Below are 17,879 nucleotides of genomic sequence, written 5' to 3'. Positions count from 1 at the left end.
ACGACGCGGGGCGGTGACCAGCTTGTGGCGCGGTCCCTCAGCGCTTGAGCAATTCCTTCAAGATGGTCACGACCACCGCCATCTGGGCGAGAAGCCAGGCGACCTGCCCGGAGAGGCCGCGTAGTCGGTGGATCGACAGCAGCAAGGCGAAACGACTGGGCCAGTACTGCCGTTCCTCGCTCAATGTCGATGTATCCAGCCAGAGACTGGTGAGCGTCAGGATGAGGAGCGTGAGCACGGAATACAGGACCAGCATCCTGGGGGCCACGTCGGTGTATCGGTTGAGCAGAGCGCCCAGAAGGGCCGGCACGGCGTAGGCGAAGGCGAGGCTCCATGCGCGGGCTGTACTGCGACGGCCGGGTAGCAGACGCCACACGGCGCCGAGGACGAAGCCGAGGCCGGCCCATGCCGTCTGATAGGCGATGAACCCCGCGACGACGCTCGGAATCGCAGTGGGTTCAGTGCTGAGTTGCTCCCCGTTATATAGGTCCGTCATCTCCAGATAGAGAAGGGCGACACTGGCCGGAACTCCGAAGCAGAACGCGAGGCGTGCGGCCCGCACCGCATTGGACCACCAGTGGGCCTCTGGCCCCCAAGCCAGGGCGACGTCCAGAATGGAAATCTGGTCGGGTGGATTTTTCTTGAGGCATCGCGAAACCAGCCACTGGCGTAGCCCGCGCAGCTGATCCTCCAATTGCTCGGAGGTGACGCCGCTGGCACGCCCCTGGTCCAGCAGTTGCATTTGATGGTTGAGGTTGCGGTATTGATGGGCTTTTTCCAGCAATTCACTCCGCTTATTGATCCCTGACGTGTGCATGTAAAATAGATCTCCCATCTGGCCCAGTACCGACCACCGTCGCCCCGCGGCAAGGACCGCGAAGAGTGAGATGATGTTCAGCGCGAACCAGATGCCGTACTGCGCGTTGTTGCTGGCGAATTTTGCACCCCTCATCCCTACGCTCAAGGCAAATAGCGCGGCGATCAGCAGAAGATCGGGTTTGTCCGGCCCCAAGGGAATGTTCTCCATTTTACGGGCGGCCTGAGTCCGTTGGATCGTGAAGCGAAAGTGCAGCATGGCGAGGAGTGCAGTACCCGCCAGAAACCAGCTGTAGGTGTAGATCCAGGTGAGGTCAGTGAAGGAGAAATTCGCCAGATAGTGATTGACGTATTTTTCGTGATTTGCGGCAAGGTTTGCGTCGCTGAGCCAAGCGGCCCGTTTCCATTGATTTTCGAGTGTCCAGCGGAGACACCAGAGAAGGCCACCTGCGACCATCCCCAGCAGGGCTGAGACGGCTGTGACGCAGAGAACCGGCGCTTTGTCCCACTTGCTGATCCAGCGAGCGGGGACCAGTCCTCCTTCGCGCGCGAAGCGCCATGCCCATGCGGCCATCGCGGCCAGCCACAACCACACCGTCGCCAGGCCCATGAGTACGTACCCGACCTTGCCGGACAGTGGCGTCGCCTTCGTCTCCAGGCCCTGCGGCAGGCCGAGGAGCTTGTGGCCGAGGATGACCAGCATGCCGATCGCCGCCACGACCGAAGCGAACCCGATGACGGCGTATGCCTGACGGCGCCGGTGGCCTTTCGAGCCGTCGGACTCGTCGGTCCCGGCGTTCGGGGCTGTGGGTGACGCGCCGCCGTACCAAGGGCGGGCGACGAGGGTCAGGGTCAGGCCGGCCGCGATACAGATGAGCGTTCGTTCTCGCAGTTTGACGAGTGGTGGGTCATGGAGGAACAGAAGCAGTGTCAGGGCGACCGCCCCGCTCAGCAGGGCCCACTGCAGAACCGATGGTGCGAGGCCTTCGCCGCGCCCTCCTCGGAAGCCGCCGACTCGCCACCTGGATCCCGGTGTCCCGAACGCAGGAGACGCATACGGACGTTGAGCGCGGAGCGCGGCCAGTGCGAGCACACCGGAGGCGAACGCCCACCACGTGGCAATGCCTGCTGGTTTCCAAAGTGACTCATCCCAGCTCAGGGCCAAGGACCTCTGCCATGGCAGATCGACTTCGATGCACCGGTACTCGTGGGGCTGCCCCGGCCGGACGGGGTGCGCCACCGGGCAGAGGTGCTCGAGCGGCTGAGTGGCCCACACCGCCTTGGTCTTGTCGGCAAACCATGGCTGCCCATAATGTTTGAATTTGAGGCCACCTAGTTCAGCCATGACATTCCAGCGCGCTTTTTGCAGCGTCGACGGCCGGAGGATGACCTCCCATGTATCTTTCTTTTTCTTGTCCCTTGTGATCTTCCAGGGGCCGAGCCCTAAATCCCCGTGCCCCTTGATCCAGGTGTAGGAACTGTACGCCACCGTAACCTTGTCCCCGTCGGCGGTGGCGACTGGATCGTCGTTGCGCCATTCAGTGGAGTGAAGGGAATTATCTGATCCGCGCAACAGACAGTGCATCGCTGTCCGGTATTCGGGGGATTCCGCGCTGAATGTCAGCTGGCTTGCCATGCTCCATTCCCGCACAGGCACCTCGACGGTCATGTCCGAAGAGACCTGGATGTAATGCCTGCCATGCTGGCGGAAGTGGATCGTCGCGTTCACCGTGCTGGAGTCGAGCTGGTCCTCTCGGCAGGCGTCATGACCACTCTGCCGCGCCTCCGCAGGAGCACACCCCCACCACATCACCGCCAGGACCACCAGCGACAAAAGCCGCCACCACCTGATCTCCCTCAATGCTCCAGCACCTCCTCCCCGGAGAATTTAGACACACGTTCCACGGGTCACACTCAGGCGCACTGGAGGGGTCCGAACAACCCACCCCTTCGCCCCAGTCTCCGGAATTGCAGGAAAACAGTCAGTGGCTGATAATGGAATCCGATGACCGTCAACCGTTTGACGGAGGGATTATGGCCGACATAAACGTTTCCGCTCCGAGAACGTCGCTTCCCCGCTTCGAGGAAGCCGAGGCGCTGGGTCCCCAGGACGCGGAGTTCGTCCGGGACCTCGTGGCGGTGCTGGCCAGACACGGGAACCTGAACCGCTTCGGCCTGTGCCTGTTGCACGATCATTTCCCGCTCGCCCCCGACGAGGTGCTCGTGGAGACGAACGACTCCAGAACGCGCACGCTCCACGCTCAGGTGGAGAAGGCGGACGCCACACGGCACACCAAGGCCTCGCAATGGCGGTTCTTGCCGCATGCCCAGGGCGGACAGGGTGCGGAACCCGACGACGGCACCTACCAGGTGCTCCAGCTGTGCACCACGCTGGACCTGTGTCCGGGGCGCGAGCACGAGGGCGACGACTGACCGCAATCAGAGAAGGGCATACGGCGAGGGGCGCCGTCGGTGAAAGACGGCGCCCCCTGGCACAGAGACTGTAGAAGCCTCAGCAGCCTCAGAACTTGTTCCTCGGCGTGATCCCCAGCGACAGCCCGGACAGCCCCCGCTGCCGCCCGCCCAGCTTGCCCGCGATACTCCGCAGCGCCGACCCCGCCGGAGACTCCGGGTCCGTCAGGACCACCGGCTTGCCCTCGTCGCCGCCCTCGCGGAGGCGGACGTCGATGGGGATGTTGCCGAGGACCGGAACCGTCGCGCCCGTCGTGCGGGTCAAGCCGTCGGCGACCATCTGGCCGCCGCCCGTGCCGAAGACGTCGACCATCTCGCCGCAGTGCGGGCAGGGCAGGCCGGACATGTTCTCGACCACGCCGACGATCTTCTGGTGGGTCTGGACGGCGATGGCGCCGGCCCGCTCGGCCACCTCGGCGGCGGCCTGCTGCGGCGTCGTCACGACCAGGATCTCGGCGTTCGGGACGAGCTGCGCGACCGAGATGGCGATGTCACCCGTGCCGGGCGGCAGGTCGAGGAGGAGGACGTCCAGGTCGCCCCAGTACACGTCCGCCAGGAACTGCTGCAAAGCCCTGTGCAGCATCGGGCCGCGCCACACGACGGGGGCGTTGCCCGGGGTGAACATGCCGATGGAGATGACCTTCACGCCGTTCGCGGACGGCGGCATGATCATGTTCTCGACCTGGGTCGGACGGCCGTCCACGCCCAGCATGCGCGGCACCGAGTGGCCGTAGATGTCGGCGTCGACGACGCCCACCTTGAGGCCGTCGGCCGCCATCGCCGCCGCCAGGTTCACCGTCACCGAGGACTTGCCGACGCCGCCCTTGCCGGAGGCGACCGCGTACACCCGGGTCAGGTTGCCGGGCTTGGCGAAGGGGACCTCGCGCTCGGCCTGGCCGCCGCGCAGGGCCGCCGCCAGCTCCTTGCGCTGCTCGTCGCTCATCACGTCCAGCGTGACGTCGACCCGGGTGACGCCCTCGAGCCGGGAGACCGCCTCGGTGACGCGCTGGGTGATCGTCTCGCGCATGGGGCAGCCGGAGACCGTCAGGTACACGGTGACCGCGACCGCGCCGTCCTCCCCGATCTCCACCGATTTGACCATCCCCAGTTCGGTGATGGGTCGGTTGATCTCGGGGTCGTTCACCGTCGCCAGTGCCTCGCGCACCGCGTCTTCCGTAGCCATAAAGACGATGGTACGGCGCGCCGAGGGGCCTGCGGGTAGCCCCTCAGCGGTCGTCTGCGTCACGTCCCGGCGACCGTTCTGCCCGTTCCGCCGGGAATACGACATGGCCGTCGTGGCGCCGTCGCTCCTCCAGCTCCTTGACCACGTCCTGCAGCTCGGAGCGGATCCAGTCGCGGGTGGCGACCTCGCCCAGGCCCAGGCGCAGCGCGGCGAGCTCCCGGGTCAGGTACTCGGTGTCCGCGATGGACCGCTCGTTCTGCTTGCGGTCCTGTTCGAGGTTGACCCGGTCGCGGTCGTCCTGCCTGTTCTGCGCGAGCAGGATCAGGGGGGCCGCGTAGGAGGCCTGCAGGGACAGCATCAGGGTCAGGAAGATGAACGGGTAGTTGTCGAAACGCAGGACGGCCGGCGCGAAGATGTTCCACACCACCCACAGGATGATGACGACCGTCATCCAGACGATGAAGCGTCCCGTGCCCAGGAAGCGGGCGATCTTCTCCGACAGCCGGCCGAAGGCCTCCGGGTCCCACTCGGGCAGGAACCGGCGCCGGGGCGGGCGCGGCTGGTCCAGGCGGGGCGTGCGGGGCCGGGTGGCGGCCGTGGCGCCCACCGGGGTGCGCTCACGGGTGCTCTCGCGCTCAGGAGCCATGAGTACTCGCCCCCTCGCTCGCCGCTCCGTTCGCCGCCCCGTTCTCCTCGTTCAGATGGAACTCCGTCTCCCGCCAGTCCTCGGGCAGCATGTGGTCGAGTACGTCGTCCACGGTCACCGCCCCGAGCAGCGACCCGGACTCGTCCACGACGGGCGCGGCGACCATGTCGTACGTGGCGAAGAACCCGGCGACGACGGGTAGCGGGGCGTCGGGATCCAGGGGCTGCAGGTCGTCGTCGACGAGCGAGCTGACCAGGGTGTACGGGGGGTCCCGCAGCAGGCGCTGGAAGTGGACGGTGCCCAGGTACTTGCCGGTCGGGGTCTCGTCGGGCGGCCGGCAGACGTAGACCTGGGCGGCGAGGGCGGGGGAGAGGTCGGGGTTGCGGACCCGGGCGAGCGCGTCGGCGACGGTGGCGTCCGGCCGCAGCACGATCGGCTCGGTGGTCATCAGACCCCCCGCGGTGTGCTCCTCGTACGACATCAGGCGCCGCATCTCGGCCGCGTCGGCGGGCTCCATCAGGCTCAGCAGCCGCTCCTTGTCCTCCTCCGGGAGTTCCGAGAGCAGGTCGGCCGCGTCGTCGGGGTCCATGGCCTCCAGGACGTCGGCCGCGCGCTCCTCCTTCAGCTTGCCGAGGATCTCGATCTGGTCGTCCTCGGGCAGCTCCTCCAGGACGTCGGCGAGGCGGTCGTCGTCCAGGGCGGCGGCGACCTCGGCGCGTCGCTTGGCGGAGAGGTGGTGCAGGACGTTGGCGAGGTCGGCGGGGCGCAGCTGCTCGAAGGTGGCCAGCAGGCTCTCGGCGCCCTGCCCGTGCTCCTCCAGGGAGAAGCCGGTGACAGCGGACCACTCCACGGTCAGCGTCTCGCCCTTGGCCCGCCGGAAGGCGCCGCCCTTCTTCCCCTTGCGGACAAAGACGCGGTCGACCTCCCAGTCCCGGCGGGCGGGCAGCTGCTGCAGGGACACGTCGAGGACGGTGACCTCCTCGCCGGTCTCCACCAGCTTCACCCGCCGGTCCAGCAGCTCCCCGAAGACCAGCCGCTCGGTGGGCCGCTGCTCGAAGCGGCGCACGTTGAGCACGCCGGTGGTGATGACCTGCCCGGACTCGATGCCGGTCACCCGGGTCATGGGCAGGAAGATACGGCGCCGGGTGGACAGTTCGACCACCAGCCCGAGGACGCGCGGGGGGCGTCGCCCGACGCGCAGCATGACGACCAGTTCGCGTACGCGACCCACCTGGTCGCCGGTCGGATCGAAGACGGGGACCCCGGCGAGGTGCGAGACGAAGATCCGGGGGGCGCCGGCTGCCATGGCTGTGCTTCCTTTGATCGCATTGCGTGGGAATTGCTGTTTTCTGCCCGCTCGCGTGCGCTTCAGGCTAGCCCGTACCGATCGGATACGCCCTGGTGGGCGGTCCGGACGGACTGGCTCCGCCGGGCGGGCGGGCCCCCGGTACGCTGCGGTACGCCGCTCAGGACTCGTCAGAAAGGCAGCGTCACCTGTGACTGCGATTCCCCAGGGCCGTACCCGCCGGACCGCGCTGGTGAGCGCGGCATGCGCACTGGCCGTGACGGGGGCGATGGTGCTGACGGGGTGCAGCAGCGACGACCCGGACGCGGGGACCAACGGGGTCGGCAAACTCGCCCCCGACCGCATCCAGGCGAAGACGCGGGCCGCGGCGGTCGCGGCGCCCGCGCTACGACTGTCCGGGACCGTGGTCACCAGCGGCCGTACGTACAAGCTGGACATGCGGCTGAAGGCCGACGGCGGCACCGGCTCGGTCACGTCCGAGGGGGCGACGTTCGGGCTGCTGCGGGTCGGCGAGCAGCTGTATCTGAAGGCCGACGCGGACTTCTGGAGCCACGGCGGGGACACCGGGGCGGCCGGCAAGCTCGACGGCAAGTACGTCAAGGTGCCGCAGGGCGATCCCGCGTACAAGAAGTTCAGCGGTTTCACGGACAAGGCTGTCCTCCTCGACGGTCTGCTGACCCTGCACGGCAAGCTGGCGACGGACGGCCACCACGACCAGTCCGGCACCCGCACCATCCGCATCACCGGCGACGCCGGCTCCGGCGGCACCCTCGACGTCTCCCTCCAGGGCCAGCCGTATCCCCTGCGCCTGGTCCGGGCCGGCAGCGCAGGAACGCTCCGCTTCTCGGACTGGGGCAAGGACTTCACCGTGACCGAGCCCGCGAAGTCGGAGACGGTGGACTACGGCAAGCAGCTGCCGACGTCGTAGGTCACCCGAACCCGCCGCGGCGGTGATCGGCCACGATGTACGTGTCCGGCGGGGCCGAACCCTGCTCGGCCCCGGCCGTTACTTCTTCCGGCGCTTGGCCAGCAGCTTCGGCAGCCCCGCCGGGATCGGCTGACGCGTCGTCGCCGGGGACGGCAGGGGACGTGACGCCAGGCTGTCGGAAGGCAACGTCGCCACGGACCCCGTCGGCACCAGGCGGAGCACCCGGCACTCGCGCGCCCAGCGCCCCGGCATCTCCTCGCCGTCGGGGGCGTTCAGCCGCTTGCCCTTCAGCTCGGCCACCGTCGCCTCCCACTCCGGTGAGCCGGCGGCCAGCTCGGACACGGTCGCCGGCCAGCTCACCAGCCGGCCCCCCTTGTCCTTGCTGCGCACGGTCACCTCGGCCGAGCCGCCGTCGGTGAGACCGGGCAGCGGCTGCTCTCCGGGCCCGTCGCCGACCAGGCACACCGCACCCTCGTGCCACACGTGCCACAGCGCACGCGCGGCCGGGGCGTCGGCACCCTTGACCCAGATGAGGCCGGACTTCTTGCTGGCCTCCTCGATGAGGGCCAGGTCGAGCAGCTCGCTTGTCATGCGCCCAGCCTATCCAGCCCGCTCACAGCCAGCCGTTGCGCTTCAGCGTGCGGTGGATGCCGAGACACAGCGCGACCGTGATCCCCATGATCACCGGGTAGCCGTACTTCCAGTGCAGCTCGGGCATGTACTTGAAGTTCATGCCGTACACCCCGCACACCATCGTCGGTACGGCGATGATCGCGGCCCATGCGGTGATCTTCCGCATGTCCTCGTTCTGCGCGACGGACGCCTGCGCGAGGTTGGCCTGGAGGATGGAGTTGAGGAGTTCGTCGAACCCCAGCACCTGCTCCTGGACCCGGGCGAGGTGGTCGGCGACGTCCCGGAAGTACTTCTGGATGTCCGGGTCGACCAGCCGCATCGGCCGCTCGCTCAGCAGCTGCATCGGCCGCAGCAGCGGAGCCACCGCCCGCTTGAACTCCAGGACCTCACGCTTGAGTTGGTAGATCCGCGCCGAGTCCACACCACGCGAGACCCCGCCCCGGCGGCCGGGCGAGAAGACCTCGGTCTCCACCTCGTCGATGTCGTCCTGCACCGCGTCGGCGACCGCGATGTACCCGTCCACGACGTGGTCCGCGATGGCGTGCAGCACGGCGGAGGGGCCCTTGGCCAGCAGTTCCGGGTCGTCCTGCAGGCGGTGCCGCAGCGCCCTGAGCGAACCCTGCCCGCCGTGCCGGACGGTGATGAAGAAGTCCCGGCCGGTGAAGCACATGACCTCGCCGGTCTCGACCACTTCACTGTTGGCGGTGAGCTGGTCGTGCTCGACGTAGTGGATGGTCTTGAAGACGGTGAAGAGCGAGTCGTCGTACCGCTCCAGCTTGGGCCGCTGGTGCGCCTGGACCGCGTCCTCGACGGCCAGCGGGTGAAGCCCGAACTCGCTTGCGATACCGGCGAATTCCGCCTCGGTCGGCTCGTGCAGGCCGATCCACACGAACCCGCCGTCGCGGCGCACCAGCCGCATCGCCTCCTGCGGGGTCAGCGGCTTGGCGCTCTGGACACGGGCGCCGTCGCGGTAGACCGCGCAGTCGACGACGGCCGACGGGGTGCCGGGGGCGCGCGTGGTGTCGTACGACGCGCTCGTGCTCGTCTGCTTGCGCAGCGAGACACGGGACGACGGACGGACCACGGCGCGCAGGTCGCGGATCATCGACATGGGCAGGCTCCTTCGCAGGCGGGCAGCGAAAGCGCACGGCAAGGGGTGGAACTACCCGGAATGGGGACGTCCTGACTACACATGTTTGGCACGTCCACAAAGCGGGGAGCACCGCACCGTTGCGGTGGCGACTTCGCTACTGATGCAGAACTGATTCAGGTCAGACAGATCAGGCAAAGCGAAACGAAGTGCTCTTCCGAACGAAGACGCGAACAGGAAGGCGGCAGCCAGCCGGGAACTACATCAGCAGCCGGAAGAGCGAGTGGTACTACCAGGTCGACTTCGATCCATGACAGCCCCACCTCCTCCGGCCGGTCCCTCGTAAGGGAGTCTCATCGGCGTCGGGACTTGATAGCGACGCTTCTGCGTGCTGCCCCGAACCACCGGCTCAGCGTAGCAGCAGCCCTTGGTGTCAAGTCGCCGCTTTGCCCGCTACTGACGAGTTCTATGCTCACCGCATGGTTGATGTTCTTCCTCTGGTCGAGGCCCGGTTGACGACCGCGCTGGGCGAACCGGACGCGCGCGCCGCGGTCACCTTCCTCGGTACGGACCGCATCGAGGTGCTCCGTTTCCAGGAGGGGGACGTGGTCCGTTACGCCTCGCTGGGCATGTCCGCGCACCCCATGACGGACCCCACGGCGATGCTCGCCGACCCCGTCAAGGGCCCCCGCGCCGAGCTGGTCCTCTCGGTCCGCGCGGGCCTCGCGGAGACCGACAAGGTGCTCCGTCCGCTCGCCGTACTCGCCGCGTCCCCGCAGGTGGAGGGTCTGGTCGTGACCCCCGGCGCCTCCCTGGACGTGGGCGATCCGCTGTGGCCCGGCGCCCCCTTCACCTCGGTCCTGGTGGGCGAACCCGGCGGGCTCGTCGAGGATCTGGAGCTGGACGATCCGATGGATCCCGTACGGTTCCTGCCGCTGCTGCCGATGACCCCGAACGAGGCCGCCTGGAAGCGGGTGCACGGTGCCCAGGCCCTTCAGGAGCGCTGGCTCGCGAACGGCACGGACCTGAGGGACCCCGCCCGCAGGTCCGTCCCACTCGACTGATCCGGCAGTGACCGATCTCACCAACACAAGGCGGGATTCGGCCAGTTGGCAAAGGCGGTGACACCGTCCTCGGTGACGTGCGCCGTCTCCAGCTCTTGGGCCTCGTGAGGGATGTGGATGTCGGTCCACTCCAGGCCATGCCGAGGCCGAGCGCGGACTGGTGGAGCAGGATCGCGGAACGAGCAGATAGTTGATGTATGCGCACAGTTAGTTAGGCGAGCTAATTAATGTAAGATACATCCGGTTTTCCCTGGTGGGGTGGGGACATGCGTTCCCCCCGGACGGGTGATCGTCCTTGACGTGGGCCGGTCCGGGTAGGACCGTGGAGCCCTATGAGGGGCGAACCCAGTTGCCCGAAGTGTGGTGGCCGGGTCAGGGCTCCCGGACTCTTCGCCGATTCCTGGCAGTGTGATGTGCACGGGACGGTGTATCCGCTGCAGCCCGTGATCCCGCCCAGCGTCGAGGCCCTCGGTGTCGTGGTGCACCGCGCGCAGGTCCCGGTGTGGATGCCGTGGCCGCTGCCGGTCGGGTGGCTGTTCACGGGCGTGGCCTACGCGGGGGACGACCGCGGCGGTGGCCGTGCCACCGCGGTGGCGTGCTCCGGCCCCGGACCGCTCGGCGGCATGGGTGAACTGATCCTCGTCGCCGAGGAACTCGGCGTCGGCCTGGGCGCGCGGTACGCGGGCATCGACGGTCCCGACCCCGGGGCGTTCATGAACGTCGAGAAGCCCCCCCAGGCCAAGGTCCTGGCCGGCGGCCGCCCGACCCCGCTCTGGCACGTCTATCGCGCCCCCGACGACCGTGCCGTCTTCGCCGGTGAGGCGCTTGGGATGTGGCTGTGGGCGGTGCTGTGGCCCGAGAAGTCAGGGCTGCTCATGTACGACGAGCTGGTGCTGACGGATCTGCGGGATGCGGGGGCGGAGCTGGATCTGGTGCCCTGCGGAGCGTTGTCGCCGCGCTTGCTTCAGCCGTAGCGCCTACTGGCGTGGGGGTGCTGTTGGTGGCGGGTGCGGGTTGTCGTGGGCTGGTCGCGCAGTTCCCCGCGCCCCGGGGTAGGTTTCAGTAGGGGGCGCTTCATGGGTTCGGGTGTGACAGTCGGGCCCTGAAACACCGCTATCCTTAGGTGTCCCCTTCCGTCTCGTCACCGCCTGGAGTCTGTGTCGTGCGTATCGATCTGCACTGCCACTCCACGGCCTCTGACGGTACGGACACCCCGGCTGAGCTGGTGCGTAATGCCGCTGCCGCTGGGCTGGACGTTGTCGCGCTGACCGACCATGACACCACTCGTGGGTACGCCGAGGCGATCTCCGCGGTGCCCGAGGGGCTCACCCTGGTCACCGGGGCCGAGCTGTCCTGCCGTATCGACGGCATCTCCATGCACATGCTGGCCTACCTCTTCGACCCCGAGGAGCCCGCTCTGCTCGCCGAGCGGGAGCTGGTCCGGGACGACCGGGTGCCGCGGGCCCAGGGCATGGTCGCCAAGCTGAACGCGCTGGGTGTGCCGGTCACCTGGGAGCAGGTCGAGCGGATCGCCGCCGGCGGTTCCGTGGGGCGTCCGCATGTCGCGACCGCGCTCGTCGAGCTGGGCGTGGTGCCCACGGTGAGCGACGCGTTCACCGAGGAGTGGCTGGCCGACGGCGGGCGGGCCTTCGTGGAGAAGCACGAGACCGACCCCTTCGAGGCGATCCGGCTGATCAAGGGCGCGGGCGGCGTGGCCGTCTTCGCGCACCCGGCCGCCGCCAAGCGCGGCCGCACGGTGCCGGAGTCCGCGATCGCCGAGCTGGCCGCGGCCGGTCTGGACGGCATCGAGGTCGACCACATGGACCATGATGTCGACGCCCGGGAACGGCTGCGGGGCCTCGCGAAGGAGCTGGGGCTGCTGGTCACCGGGTCCTCGGACTACCACGGCAGCCGCAAGACCGTGTCGCTCGGCGAGTACACGACGGACCCCGAGGTGTACGGGGAGATCATCCGGCGGGCCACCGGCGCGTTTCCCGTCCCGGGCACCGGCGGGATCTGACGCTCAGATCACCCGCCCAGCCCGTTTCTCTTCTCTCCGCAAGGCCTGTACTTCCCCATGTTCGACGTCGCCGTCTTCGGCTCCCTGTTCCTGACCCTTTTTGTCATCATGGATCCCCCCGGGATCACCCCGATCTTCCTCGCGCTGACCGCGGGGCGCCCCGCCAAGGTGCAGAAGCGGATGGCCTTCCAGGCCGTCTGTGTGGCGGGCGGGGTCATCGCCACGTTCGGTCTCCTGGGCCACCAGATCCTGAACTATCTGCACGTCTCCGTCCCCGCGCTGATGATCGCGGGCGGTCTGCTGCTTCTGCTGATCGCGCTCGACCTGCTCACCGGCAAGACCGATGAGCCCAAGCAGACCAAGGACGTGAACGTCGCCCTCGTGCCACTGGGCATGCCGCTGCTGGCGGGGCCCGGTGCCATCGTGTCCGTGATCCTGGCCGTGCAGAAGGCCGACAGTGTGGCCACGCAGGTCTCGGTGTGGTCCGCGATCCTCGCGATCCATGTCGTGCTGTGGCTGGTGATGCGTTACTCGCTGCTGATCATCCGGGTCATCAAGGACGGCGGCGTGGTCCTCGTGACGCGGCTCGCGGGCATGATGCTCTCCGCGATCGCGGTGCAGCAGATCATCAACGGTGTCACTCAGGTGATCCGGGGGAGCTGAGACGTGGGCTCGGCTCCCCCGGAAAGCTTGAGTGGCGGTCCGCGTTACGAGGCCGGGGTCTCGGCCGGGCGGATCCACAGGCGCTGTCCGACGGCGGCGGCCTGCTGAACGATCCGGTTGACGGAGGCGGCGTCCACGACGGTGCTGTCCACGGTGGTGCCGTTGACCTCGTCGAGTCGCATGATTTCGAAGCGCATGGCTTCTCCCTTCGTCTGGTCATCCTCCTGAGGAGAACTACTGGTGTGTCGTGCTGTCGTAGGTAGTCAACGGGCTGCGTGTTACAAACATTCCCTACGCTAAAGAAATTTTTCGAACGTCTAACTACTGACCGGTAAGCGCTGTCCGCGGGACTGGCCGGGATCAGTTGTGTTCGCAGCGTGACCGCCGGGACAATGGAAGCGATGAACGACGACCTGGCGGCCCTCGCCGCCCGCATCGACCACACCAACGAGCTGCTGCAGCGCATGCTCGCCGAGGTGGCGAAGACGCCCTCGACCCACGCGATCTTCGTCGACGCGGGCTATCTGTATGCAGCGGCGGGCCGACTGGTCGCCGGGACCGAGGACCGCCGGGCCTTCGACCTCGACGCCGAGGGCCTGATCGACGCGCTCATCGACAAGGCCCGCACGATCTTCGCCGACAGCCGGCTGCTGCGCGTCTACTGGTACGACGGCGCCCGGCGCCGCATCCACACCGCCGAGCAGCAGTCCATCGCCGAACTGCCCGACGTCAAGGTCCGCCTCGGCAACCTCAACGCCAACAACCAGCAGAAGGGCGTCGATTCGCTGATCCGGTCGGACCTGGAGTCCCTGGCCCGCCACCGCGCGATCAGCGACGCGGCCCTCCTCGGCGGCGACGAGGACCTGGTCTCGGCGGTGGAAGCGGCCCAGGGCTACGGCGCCCGCGTCCACCTGTGGGGCATCGAGGCACCCGAGGGCCGCAACCAGGCCGAGCCGCTGCTCTGGGAGGTCGACAGCCAGCGCACCCTCGACCTGGAGTTCTTCAAGCCGTACGTCTCCCGCCGCACGGCCGCCGCCTACGAGGCCGTCACCGGCACCCGGCCCACCCGTGAGGACGTCCGCTTCGTCGGCGCCCAGATCGCCGCGAAGTGGCTGTCCGCGCGCGGCCGCGAGGCCCTGGTCGAGCTGCTCCCCGGCCACCCCTACCTGCCCGGCTCCGTCGACCAGGACCTGCTGGTCGAGGCCGAGGGCCTGCTCCAGTACTCCCTACGCGGCCAGGCGGACCTGCGCCGCGCCCTCAGGGACGGCTTCTGGGAGCATCTGCAGGCGCTGTACTAGTTCCTCGTACTGGTTCCTCGTACTGGTTTCGCGTACTAGTTCCGCGTGGGGGTGTCGTCCCAGAAGTCGGCGATCGCGCGGGCCGTGGCGAGCGGGCGGTCCGTGTTGGGTGAGTGCTCGGCCCCGTCGATGACGGACCGCCGCGCCCCCAGTCGCACCGCCATCTCGTCGAGCAGCGGCAGCGGCCAGGTGTCGTCCAGTGAGCCCGACAGCACGTGGAACGGCATTGGTACGGCGGCCAGTTCGGCGACACGGTCCGGCTCGGTGCACAACTCACGTCCCGTGGCGAGCAGTTGGGCGGGCTTGTTGCCCAGCCAGCGGCGCCGCAGGTCGTCCCGGCCGACCAGGCCGCCGTCCAGCTTGCCCGTGGCGGTCTCCTCGGGCGGCTCCATCGCCTGCATCGCGTCCCACACCTCGGCCATCGTCATCACGCCGAGCGCGTCCCGCAGCAGCTTCACGCGCTGCTGCTGGGAGACCGAGATCTGCGCCGGGCCCGAGGCCATCAGGGTGAGGGAGCGGAAGGGGGAGCGGTCGATCAGCACGGCCGCACGTGAGATCTGCCCGCCGAGCGAGTGCCCCAGCAGATGCACCGGTGTCCCGATCGCCGCCGCCTGCGCCAGCACGTCCCGCGCCAACTCCTCCTGCGCGTAGGCGGATTCGTCGTGCTCGGGCCCGTCCGACTCGTACTGCCCGCGGCCGTCCACGGCCACGGTCCGGTATCCGCGCTCGGCCAGCGGCACATGCAGCGGATTGAAATCCTCCTTGCTCCCGGTGAACCCCGGCAGCAGCAGCGCGACGCCCTTCGGCTCGACCCCGTCGGCCACGGGCGCGTCGACGACGGCGAATTCACCGCGCGCGGTGCGCAGGGAGTACGCGCGGGCACCGGGGGGCGGGACGAAGGTGGCTGGCCTGCTCATAGGGAGAGGCTATCGGGCGGGGTGCGGGCGGGGCGGGGGAGGGAGGCGGGCGCGGGGGGAGTTGGAGGAGAAGGCCGACGGCCCGGTCCCACAGAGGTGGGCCGGGCCGTCGGGTGAGGCGGTTGTGCTTGTCTTGCCGGTGGGCCGTCAGGCCTCGGTGGCCTCCGCGGCCGCCGTCGCCTTCCGCGTCCGGCGCGGCCTCGGTGCCGCCTCCGTGGCCTCGGTCGCGGGCTCCGCGACCTTGCGGGTACGGCGGCGCGGCTTGACCTCCGGCTCCTCGGTGGCCTGCGCCGGAATCTCCGGAACAGCCGCCGCGGCAACGGCCTTACGGGTCCGCCGTACCTTGGGCGCGGCGGCGGCCTCGACTCCGTCGACGACAGGCTCGACGGCGGCGGCCGCCTTGCGGGTGCGGCGCGGCTTGGCCTCCGCTTCCGCTGCTTCCGGGGCGGCAGCCGTCGCCTTGCGGGTGCGGCGGGGCTTGGCCTCGGTGGCCTCGGCGGTGTCCACGGCAGCCTCGGCGGCAGCGGCCGTCTTGCGAGTCCGGCGCGGCTTGGCCTCGACCTCGGCCTCCACCGCTTCCGGAGCGGCGGCGGCGGTCTTGCGGGTGCGGCGGGGCTTGGCCTCGGTGGCCTCGGCGGTGTCCACGGCAGCCTCGGCGGCAGCGGCCGTCTTGCGAGTCCGGCGCGGCTTGGCCTCGACCTCGGCCTCCACCGCTTCCGGAGCGGCGGCGGCCGTCTTGCGGGTGCGGCGGGGCTTGGCCTCGGTGGCCTCGGCGGTGTCCATGGCAGCCTCGGCGGGCGCAGCGGCCTTGCGGGTGCGGCGGGGCTTGGCCTCGGTGGTCTCCGCCGTGTCCACGGCAGCCTCAGCGGCGGGGGCAGCGGTCTTGCGAGTCCGGCGCGGCTTGGTCGCCGGGGCGGCCTCGTCCGTGCCCTCGGCCGTTGCGACTGCCGTTTCGGCGGCCGGCTCGGCCGTCTTGCGGGTCCGGCGGCGCGGCTTGGCCTCGGTGGCCTCGGCGGTGTCCACAGCAGCCTCGGCTGCGGGCGCAGCGGTCTTGCGGGTGCGGCGGGGCTTGGCCTCGGCCACCTCGGCGACAGCCTCGGGCGCGGCCTCCGTCACCGGAGCCTCGGCCACCGGAGCCTCGGCCACCGGAGCCTCGGCCACCGGAGCCTCGGCCACCGGAGCCTCGGTCACCTGGACCTCGGCTGCCTCCGCCGACCTGCGGGTGCGGCGTCGGCGCGGCTTCTCCGGGGTCTCCAGTGCGGCCGGACCCTCCGCCGTGTTCACGGCGGCCTCGGGGGTCGCGGTCGCGGCAGTGGCCGCCACCGCTTCCGACGGGGCTCCGCCGCGCGTGCGGCGACGGCGGCGCGGGGTGCGGGTCGCCGAGGGCTCCTCCGCGGCGCCGGTCTCGGCGGCGGGCGCCGAGGCGGTCGTAGCGGGGGAGGCGTCCAGCGGGGCACCGCTGCGGGTGCGGCGGCGACTGCGCGGCGTGCGCGCCGGGCGCTCACGCTCGGCCGTGGCGGACTCGGCACGGCCATCGCGGCCGCCCCGGCCACCGCGACCGCGCGCACCGCGGCCACCGGTCTCGCCCAGGTCCTCCAACTCCTCCGCGTCGAGCCCGGCGCGGGTGCGCTCCGAGCGCGGCAGAGTGCCCTTGGTGCCCTCGGGGATGCTGAGGTCCGAGAATAGGTGCGGGGAGCTGGAGTACGTCTCCACCGGGTCGTTGAAGTCCAGCTCCAGCGCCTTGTTGATCAGCTGCCAGCGCGGAATGTCGTCCCAGTCGACGAACGTGATGGCCGTGCCCTTCGCGCCCGCGCGGCCCGTACGGCCGACGCGGTGCAGGTACGTCTTCTCGTCCTCGGGGGACTGGTAGTTGATGACGTGGGTCACGCCCTCGACGTCGATGCCGCGCGCGGCGACGTCGGTGCAGACGAGGACGTCGACCTTGCCGTTGCGGAAGGCGCGCAGAGCCTGCTCACGGGCGCCCTGGCCGAGGTCGCCGTGGACCGCGCCGGAGGCGAAGCCGCGGCGCTGCAGCTGCTCGGCGATGTCGGCGGCCGTGCGCTTCGTACGGCAGAAGATCATCACCAGTCCGCGGCCCTCGGCCTGCAGGATGCGGGCGACCATCTCCGGCTTGTCCATGTTGTGCGCGCGGTAGACGAACTGCTTGATGTTCGCGACCGTCGTGCCCTCGTCGTCCGGCGCCGTGGCACGGATGTGCGTGGGCCGGGACATGTAGCGGCGCGCGAGGCCGATGACCGCGCCCGGCATGGTCGCGGAGAACAGCATGGTCTGCCGCTTGGCCGGAAGCAGGTTGATGATCTTCTCGACGTCGGGCAGGAAGCCCAGGTCGAGCATCTCGTCGGCCTCGTCGAGGACCAGGCTCTTGATGTGGCTCAGGTTCAGCTTCTTCTGCCCGGCCAGGTCCAGCAGCCGGCCCGGGGTGCCGACGACCACGTCGACGCCCTTCTTCAGGGCCTCGACCTGGGGCTCGTACGCCCGGCCGCCGTAGATCGCCGTCACGCGCACGTTACGGACCTTGCCGGCCGTCAGCAGGTCGTTGGTGACCTGGGTGCACAGCTCGCGCGTGGGGACGACGACGAGCGCCTGCGGGGCGTCGGTGAGGGCCTCGGGCCGCGCGCGGCCCGCCTCGACGTCGGCGGGGACGGTCACGCGCTCGAGGAGCGGAAGGCCGAAGCCCAGCGTCTTGCCGGTGCCGGTCTTGGCCTGGCCGATGACGTCCGTGCCGGAAAGGGCGACGGGAAGCGTCATCTCCTGGATGGGGAAGGGAGTGATGATGCCGACGGCCTCCAGGGCCTCGGCGGTCTCGGGCAGGATTCCGAGTT

Annotated in this window: 16 protein-coding genes; 7 read left to right on the top strand and 9 right to left on the bottom strand. The window is 69.4% G+C overall.

The window, feature by feature from the left end:
• Positions 1-37 precede the first annotated feature (37 nt).
• The gene (locus CRP49_RS06595; RefSeq protein ID WP_097252550.1) at positions 38-2,677 is read right to left on the bottom strand and encodes a DUF6185 family protein; all 2,640 of its coding nucleotides are present in this window, start codon (positions 2,675-2,677) and stop codon (positions 38-40) included.
• Between the two features lie 173 nt (positions 2,678-2,850).
• Between CRP49_RS06595 and CRP49_RS06590 the strand changes: the two genes are divergently transcribed.
• On the top strand, positions 2,851-3,249 hold the full coding sequence (locus CRP49_RS06590; RefSeq protein ID WP_097252549.1) for a hypothetical protein: 399 nt from the start codon (positions 2,851-2,853) through the stop codon (positions 3,247-3,249).
• Positions 3,250-3,337: 88 nt separating this feature from the next.
• On the opposite strand, the gene CRP49_RS06585 is transcribed toward CRP49_RS06590, so the two are convergent.
• From CRP49_RS06585 to CRP49_RS06575, 3 genes are read right to left on the bottom strand one after another with little or no spacing between them, the layout of a single operon-like run.
• Positions 3,338-4,471 (bottom strand): Mrp/NBP35 family ATP-binding protein, encoded by a 1,134-nt coding sequence (locus CRP49_RS06585; RefSeq protein WP_097252548.1) that lies wholly within the window; start codon positions 4,469-4,471, stop codon positions 3,338-3,340.
• Between the two features lie 43 nt (positions 4,472-4,514).
• Positions 4,515-5,117 carry a DUF1003 domain-containing protein gene (locus CRP49_RS06580; protein WP_094215090.1) on the bottom strand — a complete coding sequence of 201 codons (603 nt, stop codon included), beginning with the start codon at positions 5,115-5,117 and terminating at the stop codon, positions 4,515-4,517.
• Positions 5,107-6,423: a magnesium transporter MgtE N-terminal domain-containing protein gene (locus CRP49_RS06575; protein WP_097252547.1), complete on the bottom strand. Its 1,317-nt coding sequence runs from the start codon at positions 6,421-6,423 to the stop codon at positions 5,107-5,109. The genes CRP49_RS06580 and CRP49_RS06575 overlap by 11 nt, the downstream gene beginning before the upstream one ends.
• Positions 6,424-6,613: 190 nt before the next feature.
• Here CRP49_RS06575 and CRP49_RS06570 point away from each other — a divergent pair, with 190 nt between their 5' ends.
• Complete coding sequence (locus tag CRP49_RS06570; RefSeq protein ID WP_179851524.1) at positions 6,614-7,351, top strand: hypothetical protein; 738 nt, start codon at positions 6,614-6,616, stop codon at positions 7,349-7,351.
• Positions 7,352-7,429: 78 nt separating this feature from the next.
• On the opposite strand, the gene CRP49_RS06565 is transcribed toward CRP49_RS06570, so the two are convergent.
• Complete coding sequence (locus tag CRP49_RS06565) at positions 7,430-7,942, bottom strand: hypothetical protein (protein WP_094215088.1); 513 nt, start codon at positions 7,940-7,942, stop codon at positions 7,430-7,432.
• 22 nt (positions 7,943-7,964) lie between these two features.
• Positions 7,965-9,095 carry a magnesium and cobalt transport protein CorA gene (locus CRP49_RS06560; protein WP_097252546.1) on the bottom strand — a complete coding sequence of 377 codons (1,131 nt, stop codon included), beginning with the start codon at positions 9,093-9,095 and terminating at the stop codon, positions 7,965-7,967.
• Positions 9,096-9,553: 458 nt separating this feature from the next.
• Between CRP49_RS06560 and CRP49_RS06555 the strand changes: the two genes are divergently transcribed.
• From CRP49_RS06555 to CRP49_RS06540, 4 genes are all read left to right on the top strand, one after another.
• The gene (locus CRP49_RS06555) at positions 9,554-10,138 is read left to right on the top strand and encodes a suppressor of fused domain protein (RefSeq protein ID WP_097252545.1); all 585 of its coding nucleotides are present in this window, start codon (positions 9,554-9,556) and stop codon (positions 10,136-10,138) included.
• Positions 10,139-10,470: 332 nt separating this feature from the next.
• Positions 10,471-11,112 carry a DUF6758 family protein gene (locus tag CRP49_RS06550; protein ID WP_094215085.1) on the top strand — a complete coding sequence of 214 codons (642 nt, stop codon included), beginning with the start codon at positions 10,471-10,473 and terminating at the stop codon, positions 11,110-11,112.
• 188 nt (positions 11,113-11,300) lie between these two features.
• Entirely contained in the window at positions 11,301-12,158 is an 858-nt protein-coding gene (locus CRP49_RS06545; protein WP_097252544.1) for a PHP domain-containing protein, read from the top strand.
• Positions 12,159-12,215: 57 nt separating this feature from the next.
• Positions 12,216-12,821, top strand: a complete 606-nt coding sequence (locus tag CRP49_RS06540) for a MarC family protein (RefSeq protein WP_097252543.1) — start codon at positions 12,216-12,218, stop codon at positions 12,819-12,821.
• Positions 12,822-12,865: 44 nt separating this feature from the next.
• Here CRP49_RS06540 and CRP49_RS46750 read toward each other — a convergent pair whose 3' ends face one another.
• On the bottom strand, positions 12,866-13,018 hold the full coding sequence (locus CRP49_RS46750; RefSeq protein WP_094215082.1) for a hypothetical protein: 153 nt from the start codon (positions 13,016-13,018) through the stop codon (positions 12,866-12,868).
• Between the two features lie 204 nt (positions 13,019-13,222).
• Here CRP49_RS46750 and CRP49_RS06530 point away from each other — a divergent pair, with 204 nt between their 5' ends.
• Entirely contained in the window at positions 13,223-14,119 is an 897-nt protein-coding gene (locus tag CRP49_RS06530; RefSeq protein ID WP_167444088.1) for an NYN domain-containing protein, read from the top strand.
• Between the two features lie 35 nt (positions 14,120-14,154).
• On the opposite strand, the gene CRP49_RS06525 is transcribed toward CRP49_RS06530, so the two are convergent.
• Complete coding sequence (locus tag CRP49_RS06525) at positions 14,155-15,036, bottom strand: alpha/beta fold hydrolase (protein WP_097252542.1); 882 nt, start codon at positions 15,034-15,036, stop codon at positions 14,155-14,157.
• A 147-nt stretch (positions 15,037-15,183) separates the two neighbouring features.
• Positions 15,184-17,805 carry a DEAD/DEAH box helicase gene (locus CRP49_RS06520; RefSeq protein ID WP_097252541.1) on the bottom strand — a complete coding sequence of 874 codons (2,622 nt, stop codon included), beginning with the start codon at positions 17,803-17,805 and terminating at the stop codon, positions 15,184-15,186.
• Between the last annotated feature and the right edge of the window lie 74 nt (positions 17,806-17,879).

The organism is Streptomyces sp. Ag109_G2-15 (assembly GCF_900215565.1).
Classification (GTDB): domain Bacteria; phylum Actinomycetota; class Actinomycetes; order Streptomycetales; family Streptomycetaceae; genus Streptomyces; species Streptomyces diastatochromogenes.
This window is presented reverse-complemented; position numbering and strand designations above follow the sequence as displayed.

What these genes read in the sequence shown, in the direction of transcription:
- CRP49_RS06590 (WP_097252549.1), top strand. Translation starts at nt 2,851, where the DNA reads ATGGCCGACATAAACGTTTCCGCTCCGAGAACGTCGCTTCCCCGCTTC.
- CRP49_RS06585 (WP_097252548.1), bottom strand. Translation starts at nt 4,471, where the DNA reads ATGGCTACGGAAGACGCGGTGCGCGAGGCACTGGCGACGGTGAACGAC.
- CRP49_RS06580 (WP_094215090.1), bottom strand. Translation starts at nt 5,117, where the DNA reads ATGGCTCCTGAGCGCGAGAGCACCCGTGAGCGCACCCCGGTGGGCGCC.
- CRP49_RS06575 (WP_097252547.1), bottom strand. Translation starts at nt 6,423, where the DNA reads ATGGCAGCCGGCGCCCCCCGGATCTTCGTCTCGCACCTCGCCGGGGTC.
- CRP49_RS06565 (WP_094215088.1), bottom strand. Translation starts at nt 7,942, where the DNA reads ATGACAAGCGAGCTGCTCGACCTGGCCCTCATCGAGGAGGCCAGCAAG.
- CRP49_RS06560 (WP_097252546.1), bottom strand. Translation starts at nt 9,095, where the DNA reads ATGTCGATGATCCGCGACCTGCGCGCCGTGGTCCGTCCGTCGTCCCGT.
- CRP49_RS06555 (WP_097252545.1), top strand. Translation starts at nt 9,554, where the DNA reads ATGGTTGATGTTCTTCCTCTGGTCGAGGCCCGGTTGACGACCGCGCTG.
- CRP49_RS06550 (WP_094215085.1), top strand. Translation starts at nt 10,471, where the DNA reads ATGAGGGGCGAACCCAGTTGCCCGAAGTGTGGTGGCCGGGTCAGGGCT.
- CRP49_RS06540 (WP_097252543.1), top strand. Translation starts at nt 12,216, where the DNA reads ATGTTCGACGTCGCCGTCTTCGGCTCCCTGTTCCTGACCCTTTTTGTC.
- CRP49_RS46750 (WP_094215082.1), bottom strand. Translation starts at nt 13,018, where the DNA reads ATGCGCTTCGAAATCATGCGACTCGACGAGGTCAACGGCACCACCGTG.
- CRP49_RS06530 (WP_167444088.1), top strand. Translation starts at nt 13,223, where the DNA reads ATGAACGACGACCTGGCGGCCCTCGCCGCCCGCATCGACCACACCAAC.
- CRP49_RS06525 (WP_097252542.1), bottom strand. Translation starts at nt 15,036, where the DNA reads ATGAGCAGGCCAGCCACCTTCGTCCCGCCCCCCGGTGCCCGCGCGTAC.
- CRP49_RS06520 (WP_097252541.1), bottom strand. Translation starts at nt 17,805, where the DNA reads ATGACGCTTCCCGTCGCCCTTTCCGGCACGGACGTCATCGGCCAGGCC.